Here is a 16,417-nt window from a genome sequence, read left to right as displayed (position 1 = left end):
GCTGCTCGGCGGGATCAGAGCGGGAGCGGGCGGATCGACGGCGACTCGCCAGGCTGGGCGAACTCGATCACCAGGATGACGCGGGCGTCGCCGCCGACCGCCTTCAGCTCGGCGCCTTCCTCCAGCGGGTAGCGGATCAGGTCGCCGGCCTCCAGGATCTCGGTCCGCTCGCCGATCACCACCTCGAGCCGGCCGGACAGCACGTACGTATGCTCCATCGCGCCCGGGCTGCGGAACTGGGAGTGGTGCCGGCTGCCGTCCCGGAACGTGATGTCGAAGACGTCGGCCGCGGCTCCCGCGGCGCGGAACAACCGGCGGCCGAAACTGGTCGGATCGTCGATCACCTGCGCGTCGGCCGCGCGGACCAGGCTCGGCGTCCGCACCTCCAGCAGATCACCGAGGAGCACCCCGAGCGCCTCGGCCAGGTTGTTCAGGGTCTGCACGGTCGGGTTGCCTTCGCCGGCCTCGAGATTCGACAGCGTCGCCTTCGCGATCCCGGACCGTCGGGCGAGCTGGGACACCGACAGATTCCGTTCGGACCGCAGCCGCCGCAGGTTCGAACCCACTACCGAGCTGATTGACACAGGCGTCACCCTACTCAACCTTTCCGTTCCCACCGACTCCGTTGCGGTCAGCAACGGCAACCCCTCAGCGTTCATCATATCGAACAAATCGTTCGACTCAATTTGGACTGGAGTCACCATGACCACCGTGCCGGCCGCAAGCCACTGGATCGGCGGCAAGCCCAGCCACGACGCCGTGGCCACGATCCCCGTCATCGATCCCGCGTCAGGCAATACCGTCCTCGACCTGCCGGTCGCCTCCGCGGCGGTGGTCGACGAGGCCGTACGCGACTCGCGCGCAGCCTTCGGGACGTGGGGCCGCGCGCCGCATTCCTACCGGGCCGCGAAGCTGCTCGAACTCGCCGACGTACTCACCGCGGACCTGGACAATCTCGTCGGCCTGGAATCGCTGGACGTGGGCAAACCCGAGCCGCACGCCCGCCAGGAGATCACCTGGGCGATCGATCTGATCCGGTTCGCCGCCGGCGCCGGCCGCGCGCTGGAGTCGCTGTCCGCGGGTGAGTACGTCCCGGGCAAGACTTCGTTCGTCCGGCGCGAACCCCTCGGGGTGATCGCGGGCATCACGCCCTGGAACTACCCGATGGTCATGCTCGCGTACAAGACCGCCGCCGCTCTTGCCGCCGGTAACACACTGGTGCTGAAGCCGGCCGAGCAGACGCCGCTTACCACGATCCGCGTCGGTGAACTCGCCGGCCAGGTGCTTGGCGACGGCGTACTGAATGTGGTTCTCGGCGACGGCGAGACAACGGGCGCGAGCATGGTCGCGCACCCGGACGTCGCGCTCGTCACGCTGACCGGCGACACCAGTACGGGCCGGATCGTCGCTCGGTCGGCCGCGGAGACGCTCAAACGGACCGTGCTCGAACTCGGCGGCAAGAGCCCGGTCCTGGTCTTCGGCGACGCCGATCTCGATCTGGTCGCGGACGGTATCCGAAAGGGTGGTTTCTACAACTCCGGACAGGACTGTACGGCCGCGTCCCGCGTGATCGCCCACGCCGACGTGTACGACGAGCTCGCCGAGCGCCTCCGCGAGGGCATCGCCGGTATTACGGTCGGCGCGCCGGCCGACGAACCGGAGATGGGACCGGTGGTGAGCGCCGAACAGCGGGAGCGGGTGCTCGGATTCGTCGAGCGCGCGGACGCCGCCGGCGCCAAGGTCACCGTCGGCGGGACGGCCGTCGACCGGCCCGGCTACTTCGTCACCCCGACCCTCGTGGAGGGACCGGCGCAGGACGCCGAAATCGTGCAGCGCGAGGTCTTCGGCCCGGTCGTCACGATCCAGCGGGCCGGCGACGAGGACGAGATGGTTGCCATGGCCAACGGAACCGCGTACGGCCTCGGTGCGTCGGTCTGGACCCGCAACGTCGGCCGGGCGGTCGATGTCTCCGGGCGGATCGACGCGGGTGCGGTGTGGGTCAACTGCCACGATGTGGTGACTCCCGAAATGCCGCACGGCGGCGTACGCGCGTCCGGGTACGGCAAGGATCTGTCGTTGTACAGCATCGCCGAGATGACCCACTTGAAGCACGTGATGGTCGATCATGAGCGGTGAGTTTCGTACGGCGGTGGGTTTCCGGCTCGGGTGCGTCGGTGGCCGGGCCGCGCTGAACCACGGCGGTCGTTGGGTCGATCTGGCTGAACTCACCGGTGATGCAGGGCTCGTTGACGTCAATGTCGCGCTGAGCCGGGTGGATACCGTGCGCCGGGCCTGGCTGGAGTGCGATCGGCGTGACGACCTTCCGGTTGTCACCGGGGCCGTCTCGGCGTGCGTACCCGAGCCTCGGCAGGTGTTCGCGGTCGGACTCAACTATCGCGAGCATGCAGTCGAAGCGGGCCTTCCGGCGCCGGTCGCGCCGATGGTGTTCACGAAGTTCCCGAGCTGCATCACCGCACCCGGGTCCACGGTCCGGCTGTCCGGGCCGAAGGTCGACTGGGAAGTCGAACTCGTGGTCGTGATCGGCGCCGGTGGTCGTGACCTCAAGCCCGCCGACGCCTGGGACGCGGTCGCTGCGCTGACCGTCGGGCAGGACGTGTCGGATCGCGAAGTGCAGCTGCGTGACACGCCGCCGCAGTTCTCCCTGGGCAAGAGCTTCGCCGGGTACGGACCGCTTGCGCCGGTCGCCGTCGGACTGGATGCCTTCGCGGACGTCGATGACGTGGGGCTGTGGTGCAGCGTCGACGGCGAGCTCCGCCAGCAGGGCCGGACGGGCGATCTGTTCTTCAGCGTGCCGGAGCTCGTCGCGTCGCTGTCGGCGGTCTGCGAACTGCTGCCTGGCGACCTCATCTTCACGGGCACGCCCGCGGGGGTGGGGGCCGCCAGCGGGCAGTACCTGACGTCCGGATCGGTTCTGGTGTCGGGCGCCGATGAGATCGGCGAGTTCGAGATCGGGTTCGCCTAGAGCGGGTGGTTGAGCGCTTACGAGGAAGGAAGGCCCATGGCGCAAAGTACAACGCGACTGGTCCGGGACGGGGTGTCACTGCAGGTCGTCGTCGACGGTGACCTCGCTGGCGGCGACCTCGGCGGCGGTGACGTTGGCGGCGGGACGGCGGCCGGGTCGCCGGTCGTTCGCCCTGCGGTTCTGGTTGGTGGGCTGCTCGATGGTCCGGAGGTGTGGGAGCCGCTTGTCCCGTTGCTGAGTGGCGAGCGAGCGCTCGTACGCATCAGTTGTCGCGGGTGCGGCGACTCGAGTGCGGCGACGCCGTCGCTGACCGTGTCCGAGCTGGCCGAGGACGTGCTGACGGTGGCGGATGCGCTTCGGATCGGCACGTTCGACCTGGTCGGCATGTCGATGGGCGGGCTCGTCGCGCAGGAAGTCACATTGTCCGCTCCGGAACGAGTGGCCAGCCTCGGACTCGTGTCCTCCGCTCCGTGGCTGGGGGAGAACGGTCGCTTCGTGCTGCGCCTCGTACGCGACCTCGTGGTGGCGGACCGGATTCACGAAGCCGTGCAGTTCCTCGCGTACGCGGGTCTTGGCCCGGCGTTCGCGGAACAACATCCGGCCGAGTTCGGGGCGACCGTACGCGCCGTCGAGCGGCTGCCCGGCATCGCGGCCAACCTCGTCCACCTGATCGAAGCGATGCTCCCGTTCGACAGCCGGCGTCGCCTCGGCGCCATCACCTGCCCGACGGCCGCGGTCGTCGCCGTCGACGACCTGATCTTCGCCGCGCCCTGCGCGGAATCCCTGCTCGCGTACCACCCACAGGCGGTGCTGACCCGAATGGCAGGCGGTCACTGCGCCTTCCAGAGCAGTCCCGGGATCGCAGCCAAGGCCTTGCTGGACAACTGGCATTCGGTCCGACCACCATCGATCCCCTGGAACAAGTGAGGTATCCCGATGTCCACGAGCACACAGCAGCAAGCGAAATCCACGCGTGGCGGCATCGGCGCGATCCGTAGCGTCGCGCAACCACTGTCCGTGTCCGGTCCGTCGGCCGGTACCGCGATCCTGCCGGCGACCGTCGTCGCGGTCACCGGTACGGCCGGCGCGCCGTCGTTCCTGCTCGGACTCCTCGCGGGCGGCCTCGTCGTGTACGTCCTGTCGTCCCTGGCCCGGCACTTCTCCTCGGACGGATCGCTCTACTTCTATGCGGGCATCATCGGCACCACCAAGCTCGCGCTCCTGACCGGATGGATCTACCTGCTCACGTACCTCGGGTTTGCCGGCAGTGTGCTGTCCAACGAAGCCAACTTCGTCAACGTCGCCCTCGAGTACGCCAAGCTGCCGTCGGTCAGTTGGCCGCTGGTGGCATTGGTGATCTGGGCGATCTGTCTGTACGTCGTCTGGCGCGGAGCCGAGTTCTCGACCGGCTTCCAGGTCGTCGTCGAATGCCTCGGGATCGCGGCGCTGCTGCTCGTCGGGGTGACCGTTCTCGCCACCGGCGGCGACCACGGAATCCACCTGGGCGAGGCGTTCTCGCTCTCCGGCGTCCACGGCGGGAAGCTCTTCCTCGGGATGGCGATCGCGCTCGGTTCGTTCGGCGGGTTCGAGTCCGGCGCGTCGCTGAGCGAAGAGACGCACTCGGCGCGACGGACCGTGCCCGCGAGTATGTGGATCTCGCTGCTGATCAGTGGTGCGCTGTACGTGTTCGCGTGCGTGTTCATCACGCTCGGCTTTCCCAGCCTGGAAGCACTCGCGGCCTCACCCGCGCCGCTGTTCGCGCTCGGCGAGCGGCACTTCGGTACCTGGGCAGCCTTCGTGATGACGTCCGTCGTGGTGATCGCGGGCATGTCGACGGTGTCGGCGGCCACCACCGGCGCGGTTCGTACCCTGAACGCGATGTGGCGCGACGGCCTGTTCGGCAGGCGGTTGACCAGTACGGGTGTTCCGCCGATGGTGATCGGTATCTGCGGGGCAGCGATTCTGGGCCTGTCGATCGGCTTCGCGCGGTACCCCGCGTACCTGGCCTTCGAGTACGTCGCCGCGGCCGCCGCGTTGTTGCTGACCACCTCGTACCTCGCGGTCGTGATGCTCAGCGTGTACTGGTTCGCCCGGCTGCGTAGCACGCTCGGCGTTGTCATCGCCGTCCTGGCCAGCGCCGTACTCGGGTACTCGCTGTGGTCGAGCGTCTACCCAGCACCCGAAGCACCGTTCAGCTACCTGCCATACATCGACCTTGCACTGGTTGCGGTCGGTGTTTGTTACCTCGCTTTCGCCGGCAAGGCGGTCCGGCGCGTCGATTCGTCGACGCATTGGCAAGCCGCCCGTACCGAACGCGACCGCCTCATCGAAGCCGCCCGACCGCGGAAGATGCTCCGATGATGCCGGCGCCGGGCTTGCCGCGCCTCGTGGATGGCAGACTCGGGTCCCAAATCGGGAGAACAGGAGTTGCGTGATGCAACAATCCGCGGAGCTGGCGGGCAAGCTGGCCGCGCACTCGATGTGGTCGGTCGCCGACGCCGAGCCGGTGATCCCGTTGTTCGCGCGCGGCGACGGATCGGATCGTACGCCGATTGAGCGACTGGTGACCGATGACCCGGCGGCGGCCGTGGAGCTGGCGAAGCAGAACTTCGATCAGCCGGGGGAGTGGCCGGTTCTGGTGCTGGTCTACGACACCGTCATCACGCTCGAGTCGGGCGTACGGACCGACGCGTTGCTGGTCGAGTTCGCGCAGCGGACGGAGCCGGTCGGCCGGTTCACGATGGCGGTTCCGTACCGGCCGGCACCGGAGTTTGCCATCTACCGCCCGAAGCTGATCCAGGCGTCAACGCTGGAATCCACCGCGGTCCAAGCCGTGGTGACCGCATTCTACAACGGCGTTGACTCCCACAACCCCGCCGGCCAAATCTGGAACGAGCACCTACAGGACGTATCGCTCTGACGGTCAGCGGGTGATGGTTTGGATTTCGCTGATGGTTAGTTGGTGGGTGGTGGTGTTGGTGGGGCCGGTGAGGTCTTGCTGGCGGGTGTTGGCGAGCCACCACTGGACTGTCCAGCCGACGCTGGCCGTGAGTGCGTAGCTGCCGCTGTGCTGGTAGGTGACAGTGCAGGCTGCCGGATCGTTCGCGGTAGCGGTGGACCATGGAATGCCGGCACCTTGACAGGGTTGTGCAGGGCCGCCGTCACCAGGGGTCAGACTGATCTGCGGGACGATCCGCCACTGCAGCGCGTACCCCTCGAGAAAGATGGTCTTGGACTTCTGCTCGTAACGACCCGGCACGTACCGGCCCTTGTCATCGGTGAGCCAGACCCAGGTCGGGACTCCGATGACCTGCCGGGTGGCGATCGGGTTCACCGCCAGGTACGGCTTCGCGAACGGCAACGAGCCGACCACCGACTGCATCACCTGCAAGGGCGTACGTCGCGGGATCTCTGGTGGTGTCTTGAAGAACTGGATATCGAGCCCGGCCCTGCGGATCAGCCCGTTCTGCCGCATGTCCGAAACCCGGATATCGCCCAGCGCCCGCTGCAGATCGGCAATCGTCTTGTACTGCCCGAACGCGCAGAACTTCTGATACCAATGCCCACCCTGCCCCTCAGCCGGCTCACCAGGCGAAGGCTGATAATCCGGCTTCGGCACCCAGACACACGCCGGCCTCCCACGACTCACCGACTTCCCGTTCGTCCCGTCCTGCCCGCCATCCTTCTCACCCGGGGCCGGCGGGCAGGTCAGACTTCCATCGGCAGTGTCCGGATCCAGGACGAGCGAACCACCCGGATCACATCGCACGCCGGCAGCCGCCGGCAGAGACTGCATCGCCGCGCCGGCGATCAACGCGACAGTTCCGAGGATGACAGGCGTGATCAGGCGCATCCGGGATCCTGAGGTTTGTTGGATTGGTTCTCGGTCACTTTCCAGGTGCCGCCGACGAGAACCAATTGGTCATGGGTGGACGCGCGGAGGCCGCCGTCCTTTCTGACCTTGCCCGTTTTGCTTCTCGAGGTCAGGTTGGAGATGACGCAGCCGTAGACGGTGGCGGTGGCCGGCTTCGCTTTCAGATTGAGCGCCGCGACTCGGCCTTTGACGAAGATGATGTTGCCGCCGTACTTCGTCTCGATCAGATACATTCCGCCCATCTGAGACTTCATTGCCGACAATGCGTTGCCGGTCATGTGTTGCTCGAACGGGTAGCTCGGCCTGTTGCTGACCATTCCACTTGACTTCGCCGCGACGTACGCCTTGTAGTCGGCCAGGATCTTGGTCTTGGCCGCCGTGGTCGGGTCGACGGGCTTGGGGGTCGGCGTCGCGGAGGACGGTGGCGCGCTGGCGGGGAGCAACGGGGTCTGGGGCGTTTCGGCCGCCTTGTCCTTGTCCGCTCCGCCGCATCCGGCCAGTCCGGCGACCAGACAGGCCGCGAGCACCGCACCGCTGAGCGTCCGAGCTGACGACATCCCACTCTCCCCGAGTAGACATTGGTTGGATCGCACAATCCGTGGACGATCATGTCCAGCCAGTAACTATCCCATGCCATCACCGACCGCAACCACGAAATTGCAGGAAGCTGCAAACCTGATGCCGCTCTGACGCTCCGGTCAGCCGACACGCCGGACCGTGGTTCGCCCTGGCAGCAACTCCTCGATCAGAGATTCGGTCTCCGCGCTCGGGGTGAGCCCCTGCGCCTGGGCCGCCTCGCCGAGCAGGTGTACGACCTGCTCGGCCGCCGCATGACCGCCGCGCCGGTACTCGGCGACCAGCAGGTCTTGCCAGAGGCGCTCCGAGCTGACCGCGAGCCGGAGGCCGGCCCGGGCAGCGTTCGCGGCGCCGGCCGGATCGTCGTCGCCGATGGACAGCTCCGCGAGCCGGTGCGCGGCGTGAATGACAAGGTCCGGTACGAGCCGCTCCAGGTGCACCCGGGCCAGCCACGAGTACGTGCCCGGTACGCGGTCGCTGAGGAACTGGCCGCGGACGAGATGCATGGCCCGGCGCAGCAGTTCGCGCTCGTCACGTGTGGTCTGTGCGGTCCGGCTGCGGCGGATCAGTTCGCAGAAGCAGTCCCAGTCGACCGCCACTTCGGAACCCAGATAGAGCCGCCCGGTCGCATCGATGCGCAGCTGGTGCGCTCCTTGGGAATCGGTACCGAGCCACTCCCGGACGCGCTGAACCGTCGCGTCCCGAACCTCGGTAGTGACCCCACCAGGCCAGACCGACGCCGCGAGTACGCTCGGATGCACGCCGCCGGGATGTAGCGCGAGGAAGGTGGCCACCTCGGTTGCCAGCGGCAACCTGGCGGGTTCGATCATGCGTGGCGATCGGATGTCGAGCCGCCCCAGCACACCGACCCGTACGTTCGCGGTGACCCAGTTGGAGTCATCACCCGCGCGCCCGCTCTGTGGTACGCGCACCTGGCCCGCGGGATCCGCCGCGGCCGTGCTGCGGGCGGACGCCAGCAGATCGGTGACCAGGTCGAGCGACTTCTCGGTGAGCCGGCTCGCGCGGACGATCAGGTCCAGCGCCGGAATCCGCAACACGCCCGACTCATCGGCGAACAGCTGCCAGCGTGCGCCCGGGACCGGACCCGCCACCAGCAGCCCGAACCCACTGCTGCGTCGGCCCGCCAGGGCTGCCAGCCGTGTGGCCGCGTCATCGCCGGGCGGCGCGCCGAGTACGACGTACTGCGGGATCTCGTCCATCGACCGCGAGACCTGGCCGGTCAGCACACCGGGCTCCGCGTCGGCCTGTTCGAGCTCGGGCAGCAACGCGTCGAGGTCCCGGACGACTCGCAAGCGGTCGCTCAGAATCTCGTCCAGCCCATCAGGCAACGACCAGGCGGTGACTTCGAGCAGATCCGCCCACGGGTTGGTGGCGAGCTGCACCGCGACGGAGTTCGCGACCTCGCGGGCGACGACCGCGTCACCGTGGATGCTGACGGCGCCGCTGGCCGCCTCGAGATCGACAAGGACGTCGCGCCCGTCCTCGTCCCGGCCGAGACAAACCAGCGCGGGGTACGGCGCTGGGCCGCCGGTGTCCGGGCCGACCGCCGCGCGGGCGATCCGCCACCGGCGGCCGTCGTCGAGGTCCTGCCACGGCGCTGGTGCCTTGCCCTGCGCGGGAGCCAGCAGCAGCTCGATCCATTCGTCGTCGACGAGCACCGCGAAGATCGGCGGCAGCGGTACGCCACTCGCTTCGCAACTGCCGCCGAGAGCGCGCAGTGCATGGTCGAGCGCGATGGAACGGCTGGGATCCCCGCCGACCCGGATGGCGACCTCGGCCGTTGTCGCCGCCTGATCGGGGTCGCTGCCGCGACGCCGCCGCCGCTCGATCAGCAGCAGCGCGAGCAGACCGGCAGTCAGCAGACCGCCACCGAGCAGATCGGAGGGAAGCCGGAACCGCGTGTCGGTCTGGGCGACACCAGCGCCGCCGTCGGCCTGCCCAGCATGGTCACCTTGTTCGGCCTGCTCGGCCTGGCTGCCGCGATCGTCGACCGTGACGTGCGGATGGGCCTCGGTCGTACGCTTCGGCGGCGTCTCCTCCGTCCGCTGCTCCGGAACGTGCTCGACCGGGACGCGCGAGACCCCGATCGCGTCCTCGGGCATGATCAGGTTCCAGCCCGGCATGATCAGCCGGGCGAGATGCAGACGCTGCCCGTCCGGCTGTACGCGTTCCTTGTTGAGCTCGTAGATCTCGGTGTAGCGGCGACCGTCACCCAGGTGCTTGTCCGCGATGTCCCACAGGCTGTCATGCCGATGAGCATGCGGTGCCTTGACCACGTAAACCTTCTTGCCGGCCAGCGGGTTGTTGCTGGTCACATGGGCGGCAGCGGGCTTGTCCTGCGGCGTGGCCGTCGTTTGGTGGGTCGTGGAAACGCTGTGCGTCGGCTGTGCTGTGGGCTCGTGTGTGGTGGTCAGGGCTGATGCTTGGCCGGCCGCGATGCCGGTGACGATCAACGCGCTGACGAGAACCCTGGCGATGCGCTGGCTGCCACCGCCGAGTGGAATCGACCGCGGCACTCCACGGCCGCGCACGGCGCTACTGAGCTCGGCGGCGACACAGGCGACGAAATGCAGCCAGGCGAGCCAGACGACGAAGGTCAGGACGGTCAGCAGGGTATCCACGCCGATCGGGCTGGTGAGGGTGTCCCGATCCGGCCAGCTGTGCGGGAACGGCGGCGGACCGGTGAAGGCGATCAACGCGGCGGGCACCCCGGCCACCAGTACCAGCAGGGCGACGGCCGCGAGCAGCGCGCGGCCGATCGAGCGCTCTCGGTGTGGTGCCAGCTCGGCCTGGAGAAACCGTTCCGGGCTCGGTGTTCGACTCATCGTGGTTTCCTTACCGTCCCTCGACAGCTTCCGCGGTGGCATCACCGCGGACCGTGAACGACTTGATACCGACCAGCGAGAGCAGCGCCGTTTCGACACTTCCTTCCGCCGAGGTCGTCACTTTGTCGCCGTCGACCGCGACGGCGATGTTGCGGTAGCCCCGGTCCGCCATGAAGGAGGTCGCGCGGGCGACCGCGGTATCCGGGTCGACCCGCACCGCGCCGCTGTCGCGTAACGCGTTCTCGTCGATGGCGTTGGCGCCGTACCGGGATGCCTGTTCGGCGTCGTCGGCGATGCGCTGGCGGCCGTTCAGCGCGAGTCCGCCGTCGATGACCAGGCCCGCGCCGACCAGCAGCACGGTAGCGAATCCGAGCAGGAAGACCGTGGCTGATCCCTGCTGACCCCGGCGCCTCATCCGGTTCTCCGGTACGTGTCGAGGGGCGCGGAGCTGCTCGCGGTCAGCCGTTTGGAGCCGGGAATCCCGATCAGGCCCAGTCCCTCGTACGAGACGTCGCAGGTCACCGTCGCCGTAATGGTGCCACCGGCAACGAAGTCACCGGTCAGCTCGACCGCCTGGCAGCGCTCCGGGTGTTCCAGCGCGGCCGCCGCGACCCCGTCGGCCGCCCGCTCGGCGGCGTCCCGCGAGCGTTCGAGCGACGCCGCGCGGGCCGCGTCCCGGCTGGCCGCCTCGATGTCGCCGCGGACCGCGACGTACCGCCCGCAGGCGACGACCAGCACGATGAAGGCCATCATCACCGGGGCCAGGATGACAAGCTCCACTGCCATCGAGCCGCGGTCGCGGCGACGGTCAGCGGTCTGCACGGAACTCCTCCAACGGGCCTTGGACGACCTGGGTCACGGTCGGTGGATCGATGAACGGCGTGATCTTGAGCGCGTGCCCGGTGACCACCACCCGAACCTGCTCGGTGCCGACCGGCTCGACCGTGACGGTGACATCCTCGAGGATGCCGCTGCCGACCTTCGCCGAGTAGCCGGCGCCGGCGGCCTCGGCCGCGCTGCTGTCGAGGGTGGTCCGCGCGGTCCGCGCGGCTTCGCGGGCAGCCGAACCGGCCGCCTGGTTCCCGAGATAGATCAGCGCGAACTGGATGGTGAGAAAGATCGACAGCATCAGGATCGGTGCGTAGATCACCAGTTCGATGCTGCTCGCTCCCCGATCCGGATGCCCACGGGCGCGGCGCCGTACCATCGTCGACCGTCCGGCCGTCAGCCGAGCGGCAAGTTCTCAGCCTTGCCGGTCAGCTTCTTGTACAGGATCACGCCGACGGCGAGCGCGATGCCGGCGAGCAGTGCCGAGATCAGTACCCACTCGACCGCCGAGACGCCCCGCTCGGACCGCCGCGCGCTGTCGAACCGGGCACCGATCAGCACGCGGGCGAACAGCAGCGCCTGCTGGGTCGATTCTGTCATCGTTGTTCCTTCCTCTGGGTGGTCACGGGCGGGTGGGTCACAGGCCCATCACCCGGGCCACCGCTGGATACGTCAAGAACAGCAGGAAGCCGACGCAGAGCAGCATCTGTGCCATCAGCATCGACTGTGACCGGGTCTGCGCCCGGCCTTCGGTTTCGGCCAGTTCCCGGCGCCGCATCGAGACCGCGCGGGCGGTCAGCGACTCCCGTACCTTGGCGCCGTCCTCGGCCACCAGCGCGAGCGCGGTCGAGAGGTCCCGGAGCTCGTCGATCGACAGCTCCTCGCCGAGCTGACCGAGCGCGGCCCACGGCGTGATGCCCTGCAGCCGCGCGGTCTCGAGGGTGTCGCGAATCCGGATGAACGCCCAGCCGTCGCTGATCCCGGCCGCCGACGACAGCGCCTCGGGTACGCCACGTCCGCCCGCGAGGTTCATCGCGACCAGATCGAGGAACGAGCTGACGACATGCCGAAAGTCCCGCCGGCGGTCGGCTGCCACCGAGCGCAACTGTGCGGTCGGGAGCAGCGCGCCGAAGATCACGCCGACCAGTGACAGCCAGATCGGCACCACGATCGGGATGCCGCCGGTCACCACGCCCACCGGCGTGAGCAGCAGCACCGGGACGAAGAATCCGGCCAGGCCCGCGGTCAGGCTGGAGGCAAGATGCGCCTCGAGCGAACGTCCGGTGACGCCGAGGTCCGCGCGAACCGACGTGGGCAGTTGGATGCCCCGGGCATCGAGTACGCGGCGCAGGCTCGCGCCCAGCCGGCGCATCCGGAGCGACTCGGTCTGATGCCGTCGATCCGCGGTGAGACTGACCTCTTGCCGGAATCGGCGGCGGTCCGCATCGAGCTGGAGCAGGGCGACCGCGCCTTCCGGCTCGGAGCGGTCCACCAGCCGGATCACCAGCAGCAGGCCGGCTCCGGCGATGGCTCCGCACAGCATGATCAGCGTCATCGGCGACCAGCTCCTTCGGCGTCCGGAAGCCGGTCCCGGGCATGCAGGAAGCGCTCGGGCATCTCGAAGGTCGCCAGCCGGCGCAGCCAGACGAAGCCGGCCGCGTACAGGCCGAGGATCAGCAGCAGGACCACCTGGCCGATCGGGCTCGAATACGGCTGCACGTAGGTGCGGTTGAAGATGGAGAGACCGAATACGAAGGCGAGCGCGACGCCGATCACGATCCGTACGCTGCGCCGGGTGCTGCGGCGGCCCGCGCTCACCCGCTGCCGCATGTCGAGCGCCGCGCGGGCGGAGTCGGCGAGCGAGGTCAGTACGTCCCGGAGCCCCGGGCCGCGGAGCTTCGAGTTCAGGATCAGGGTCGCGACGATCAGGTCGACGCTGGAGTCGTCCATCTCGTCGGCGAACCGTTGCAGCGCCTGGCCGAGCGGGACCCGTACGCGCAACCTGTCCGCGAGCGCGGACAGCTCCTTCGCGATCGCCGGTGAGGCCGCGTGCGCGGTCGCGGGGATCGCCTGCTCGAGACCGACCGCACCGGCCACGGTGTCCCGGAGCGACTCGGTCCAGGTCGCGACGCCCTCCAGCCGGGCGATCGCGATGCGTTCCTCCTGCGCGCCACCGAACAGCAACGGCCAGGCGAAGACCAGTACGCCGCCCGCGATCGCCGCCACCGGCCAGCGGGTCAGGAGCAGCAGGAGCAGACCGACCCCGATCGCGATCGGCAGCCGGATGCCGGCCCGTTTCATTGCCGCCAGCAACGAGGAGGGCGGCTTGAGCTCGGCGGACTCTTCGCGCGGGACGAGGGCGAGGATCAGTACCAGCAGCGCGCCGCCGGCGACGGCGCCCGCGATGACGATCAGGACCAGCGTGAAGGACGGGTTCACGATGCCCATCCCGCCGCCGCGCTACCGCGGTACCCGACTGCCTGCAACTCGGCCAGGCAGCTGATCGGAGCCGCCGGCACCGCCAGGCCGTCGCGGCCCTGGGCGAAGATCTCGCTGGACAGCACCCGGCCGTCGACACCGTTGACCTCGCGGACCGAGGTGACGATCCGCCGCAGCGCGCCACCTTCGGCGAACTCGTTCCGGCGTTCGATGAACACCACGAAGTCGATCGCGCCCGCGATCAGCATCATCGTCGCGTCGGCCGGCAGCCGTTCCGCCGACTGGATCGCGTACGTACAGATCCGGTTGAAGACTTCCAGCGACGAGTTCGCGTGGATCGTCGACAGCGAGCCGTCGTTTCCCTGACTCATCGCGTTCAGCATGGTGACGATCTCGTCGCCGAGCACCTCGCCGACTATCACCCGGCTCGGGTTCATCCGCAGGCTGCGGCGGACCAGCTCGGCCATCACGATCGCGCCCTGGCCCTCCGAGTTCGGCAGCCGCTCCTCCATCGACAGCACGTTCGGATGCAGGTCCTCGAACTCACCGAGCCCGAGTTCCAGCGCGCGTTCGACGGTGATCAGCCGCTCGTCCGGCGGGATCTCGTTGGCGAGTGCCCGGAGCAGCGTGGTCTTTCCGGCGTTCGTCGCGCCGGCGATCATGATGTTCTTCCGGGCACTGACCGCGGCCGACAGGAAGGCGGCGAGCTCCGGACTCAAGGTGCCGTACTCGACCAGGGACTCCAGCCGCACCCGGGACAGCCGGGATCGCCGGATCGAGAGCGACGGGCGCGGGACGACACCCATCAGGGCCGACAGCCGGCTGCCGTCCGGAAGCCGGAGATCCAGTTGCGGGTTCGCGGCGTCGAACGGGCGGCTCGCGAGTCCCGAGTACGCGGCCAGGGTCTGGATCAGCTCGACCAGTTCGTCGTCGTTCTCGGCGACCGGTGCACCGCGATCCTCACGTCCGTCGGCGTACCCGATGAACACCCGGTCGCAGCCGTTGATGTCGACGTTCTCGACCATCGGGTCGTCGAGCAGTGGTTGTAGCCGCCCGACCCCGAACAGCGCCGCATGGATGCCGTCGGCAAGCTCCTGCTCCTCGGCGGCCGCCGGGGGAGTGCGGCCGGCCGCGAGCTCGCCCCGGGCGTGCGCCTCCAGGACCCGGCCGACGACCGCGCGGGCGAACTGGCGCTCGTCCTCGGCATTCATCTGCGGCAGCCCGTTCGCGGTGTCCTCGCGACGCTGCCGGGCCAGCACCTCGGCGACGTCCTCGCGCAGACTGCGGACCAGCGATTGATCCATCAGAGCGCCCTTTCCTTGCCACTTTCGTACCGCGCGGTGGCGGCGGCACCCGGCAGCTCGCGCTGGACCGCCAGCAACCGGTCCCGGATCTCGGCCGCCGAACGGGTCAGCAGCGAGTTGCGTACCCGGCGGGCGTCGCCGGTGCGGATCGCGGCGGCCGCCTTGGCGTCGTCCGCGAGAATCCCGAGCACGGACGCGCGGAGCCCGGCCTGGTCCAGGATCGACTGCACTTCGCCGGGAGTGCGCGCGTCCCGGTACGAGGCGATCAGCGCGACCCCGACCGGGACCGCGTCGTACCCGCCGAGGCGCAGCAGCTCGGCCAGGCCGCGGATCAGCTCCCGAAGATGCGAGAGCCCTTCGAGGGTGGGCCTCGCCAGCATCAGTACGGCGTCGGCGCTCTGCAGCACCGGGATGGTCGCCGCGCCGGGCGTCAACCGGCCGCAGTCCGCTATCACGTCGCGACCCGGGACCGAACGAAGCGACCGGGCCAGATGCTGCCAGGTCGGACCCAGCCCTTGCACCTGATCCGGCGAGCTGACACCGGTCAGAACCTCAAGGCCACCGGCGATCCGCTGGACATGATCGGACAATTGAACCTCGGCGACGCCACGACGGACGGCGGCGCCGAGTGAGAGCAGGCCACGGTCAGGGTCCAGTGGTACGCCGGAAGTGTCTCGATAGCGCAGCGCGACATCGCCGCCGGCCGGGTCAAGATCCGCCAGGATCGGTTCGCCGGGCCAGATACTCGCCAGCAGGACCGACGACGTGGTGACGCCCGGCGAGCCCTTGGCGGCCGCGAGGACGTAGAGACCCACTACTTGTCCTCCAGCGAGGTGCCCCGCTGCAGCAGCGCGACCGCGATCCGGTTGTTGCCGGAGGCATCGGCCACTGCCTGGACATCGGCCCGGTCCACCAGCACCGTCGCGGTCTGCGCGGTCCCGGCCGACGACTGGTCTCCGAGCGCCGATCCCTTCTGGTCCGCCTTGTTGCTGACGGCAAGAACAGTCGCTTGCGCGATCACCGCCGACTGGACCGAGCCTTGACCGATCCGTACCAGCTCGACGAGATCTCCGGACGCGAGCCCGTCCGCAGGGGTCCGGCCGGCGGTGAGAAGGATGCCGACCGCTGCCTTGTCCGATTGCAACGGTCCCTGCTTGGTCAGCATCGACTTGTCGAGCAGCTGTCCCTTGCCCATCGCAACCTTCGCGAAGAGGCCGACGACCTCATTGGCCCGGGACGCCGGGATCAGGCTCGGGACGTCGGCCGCCACCCGGGCCTCGGTCAGGTCCGCGCTGGTGATCTTCTGCCCGACGCCGACGTCCCGCGAAACCTGAATGACTGCCTGCCGCTCGTCCATCCGGACGGCCAGAACCCCTGCTACCAAGGCTCCACCGACGACAAGCAACGCGGCCAACGCGGCCAGCGCGGGGCGTCGCCGCCGCGGTGTAGCCGGTAGCCGGCTCCCTTGCGAACCGGTCGCCTTGCGCTGCTCACGCTGGCGCTGTCGATCGGCCGACTCCGTGCCGACGGTGCTGGACATCAGACCCGCTCTCCTCAAAGCATCAGC

General features: G+C 68.9%; 18 protein-coding genes. 5 read left to right on the top strand and 13 right to left on the bottom strand.

Annotation, left to right across the window (positions count from 1 at the left end; translation table 11 throughout):
* Positions 1 to 14: 14 nt before the first annotated feature.
* Positions 15 to 593: a helix-turn-helix domain-containing protein gene (locus HDA44_RS16620; RefSeq protein WP_184835405.1), complete on the bottom strand. Its 579-nt coding sequence runs from the start codon at positions 591 to 593 to the stop codon at positions 15 to 17.
* A 109-nt stretch (positions 594 to 702) separates the two neighbouring features.
* Here HDA44_RS16620 and HDA44_RS16615 point away from each other — a divergent pair, with 109 nt between their 5' ends.
* The 5 genes from HDA44_RS16615 (at position 703) to HDA44_RS16595 (ending at position 5,903) form a co-directional block, all read left to right on the top strand.
* Positions 703 to 2,136, top strand: a complete 1,434-nt coding sequence (locus HDA44_RS16615) for an aldehyde dehydrogenase family protein (RefSeq protein WP_184835403.1) — start codon at positions 703 to 705, stop codon at positions 2,134 to 2,136.
* Positions 2,126 to 2,983, top strand: a complete 858-nt coding sequence (locus tag HDA44_RS16610) for a fumarylacetoacetate hydrolase family protein (protein WP_202887398.1) — start codon at positions 2,126 to 2,128, stop codon at positions 2,981 to 2,983. Before HDA44_RS16615 ends, HDA44_RS16610 begins: the two co-directional genes overlap by 11 nt.
* A gap of 36 nt (positions 2,984 to 3,019) precedes the next feature.
* The gene (locus HDA44_RS16605; protein ID WP_184835401.1) at positions 3,020 to 3,910 is read left to right on the top strand and encodes an alpha/beta fold hydrolase; all 891 of its coding nucleotides are present in this window, start codon (positions 3,020 to 3,022) and stop codon (positions 3,908 to 3,910) included.
* Between the two features lie 9 nt (positions 3,911 to 3,919).
* On the top strand, positions 3,920 to 5,344 hold the full coding sequence (locus HDA44_RS16600; RefSeq protein ID WP_184835399.1) for an APC family permease: 1,425 nt from the start codon (positions 3,920 to 3,922) through the stop codon (positions 5,342 to 5,344).
* A gap of 73 nt (positions 5,345 to 5,417) precedes the next feature.
* The gene (locus HDA44_RS16595) at positions 5,418 to 5,903 is read left to right on the top strand and encodes a hypothetical protein (protein WP_184835397.1); all 486 of its coding nucleotides are present in this window, start codon (positions 5,418 to 5,420) and stop codon (positions 5,901 to 5,903) included.
* A 3-nt stretch (positions 5,904 to 5,906) separates the two neighbouring features.
* Here the strand turns inward: HDA44_RS16595 and HDA44_RS16590 are convergent, their stop codons facing one another.
* The 12 genes from HDA44_RS16590 to HDA44_RS16535 all read right to left on the bottom strand — a co-directional run bounded on the left by HDA44_RS16590 (position 5,907) and on the right by HDA44_RS16535 (position 16,390).
* Positions 5,907 to 6,836, bottom strand: coding sequence for a hypothetical protein (locus HDA44_RS16590; protein ID WP_184835395.1), 930 nt, complete (start codon positions 6,834 to 6,836; stop codon positions 5,907 to 5,909).
* Positions 6,827 to 7,414, bottom strand: coding sequence for a hypothetical protein (locus HDA44_RS16585; RefSeq protein ID WP_184835393.1), 588 nt, complete (start codon positions 7,412 to 7,414; stop codon positions 6,827 to 6,829). The genes HDA44_RS16590 and HDA44_RS16585 overlap by 10 nt, the downstream gene beginning before the upstream one ends.
* 141 nt (positions 7,415 to 7,555) lie before the next feature.
* Positions 7,556 to 10,279, bottom strand: a complete 2,724-nt coding sequence (locus HDA44_RS16580) for a BTAD domain-containing putative transcriptional regulator (RefSeq protein ID WP_184835391.1) — start codon at positions 10,277 to 10,279, stop codon at positions 7,556 to 7,558.
* Positions 10,280 to 10,289: 10 nt separating this feature from the next.
* Complete coding sequence (locus tag HDA44_RS16575; RefSeq protein ID WP_184835389.1) at positions 10,290 to 10,694, bottom strand: pilus assembly protein TadG-related protein; 405 nt, start codon at positions 10,692 to 10,694, stop codon at positions 10,290 to 10,292.
* Positions 10,691 to 11,101, bottom strand: a complete 411-nt coding sequence (locus HDA44_RS16570) for a TadE family protein (protein ID WP_184835387.1) — start codon at positions 11,099 to 11,101, stop codon at positions 10,691 to 10,693. Before HDA44_RS16570 ends, HDA44_RS16575 begins: the two co-directional genes overlap by 4 nt.
* Positions 11,088 to 11,486, bottom strand: coding sequence for a TadE/TadG family type IV pilus assembly protein (locus HDA44_RS16565; RefSeq protein ID WP_184835385.1), 399 nt, complete (start codon positions 11,484 to 11,486; stop codon positions 11,088 to 11,090). The genes HDA44_RS16570 and HDA44_RS16565 overlap by 14 nt, the downstream gene beginning before the upstream one ends.
* A gap of 17 nt (positions 11,487 to 11,503) precedes the next feature.
* On the bottom strand, positions 11,504 to 11,707 hold the full coding sequence (locus HDA44_RS16560; RefSeq protein WP_184835383.1) for a hypothetical protein: 204 nt from the start codon (positions 11,705 to 11,707) through the stop codon (positions 11,504 to 11,506).
* A gap of 37 nt (positions 11,708 to 11,744) precedes the next feature.
* Complete coding sequence (locus HDA44_RS16555) at positions 11,745 to 12,662, bottom strand: type II secretion system F family protein (RefSeq protein ID WP_184835381.1); 918 nt, start codon at positions 12,660 to 12,662, stop codon at positions 11,745 to 11,747.
* Entirely contained in the window at positions 12,659 to 13,555 is an 897-nt protein-coding gene (locus HDA44_RS16550; protein WP_184835379.1) for a type II secretion system F family protein, read from the bottom strand. Before HDA44_RS16550 ends, HDA44_RS16555 begins: the two co-directional genes overlap by 4 nt.
* Positions 13,543 to 14,850 (bottom strand): TadA family conjugal transfer-associated ATPase, encoded by a 1,308-nt coding sequence (locus tag HDA44_RS16545; protein ID WP_184835377.1) that lies wholly within the window; start codon positions 14,848 to 14,850, stop codon positions 13,543 to 13,545. Before HDA44_RS16545 ends, HDA44_RS16550 begins: the two co-directional genes overlap by 13 nt.
* Positions 14,850 to 15,665 carry a CpaE/TadZ family protein gene (locus tag HDA44_RS16540; protein WP_184835375.1) on the bottom strand — a complete coding sequence of 272 codons (816 nt, stop codon included), beginning with the start codon at positions 15,663 to 15,665 and terminating at the stop codon, positions 14,850 to 14,852. Before HDA44_RS16540 ends, HDA44_RS16545 begins: the two co-directional genes overlap by 1 nt.
* Positions 15,665 to 16,390, bottom strand: a complete 726-nt coding sequence (locus HDA44_RS16535) for an SAF domain-containing protein (RefSeq protein WP_184835374.1) — start codon at positions 16,388 to 16,390, stop codon at positions 15,665 to 15,667. Before HDA44_RS16535 ends, HDA44_RS16540 begins: the two co-directional genes overlap by 1 nt.
* Between the last annotated feature and the right edge of the window lie 27 nt (positions 16,391 to 16,417).

Source organism: Kribbella solani (genome assembly GCF_014205295.1).
Classification (GTDB): domain Bacteria; phylum Actinomycetota; class Actinomycetes; order Propionibacteriales; family Kribbellaceae; genus Kribbella; species Kribbella solani.
The sequence above is the reverse complement of the archived record's forward strand: the minus strand, read 5'-3'. Positions and strand labels throughout refer to the sequence as shown.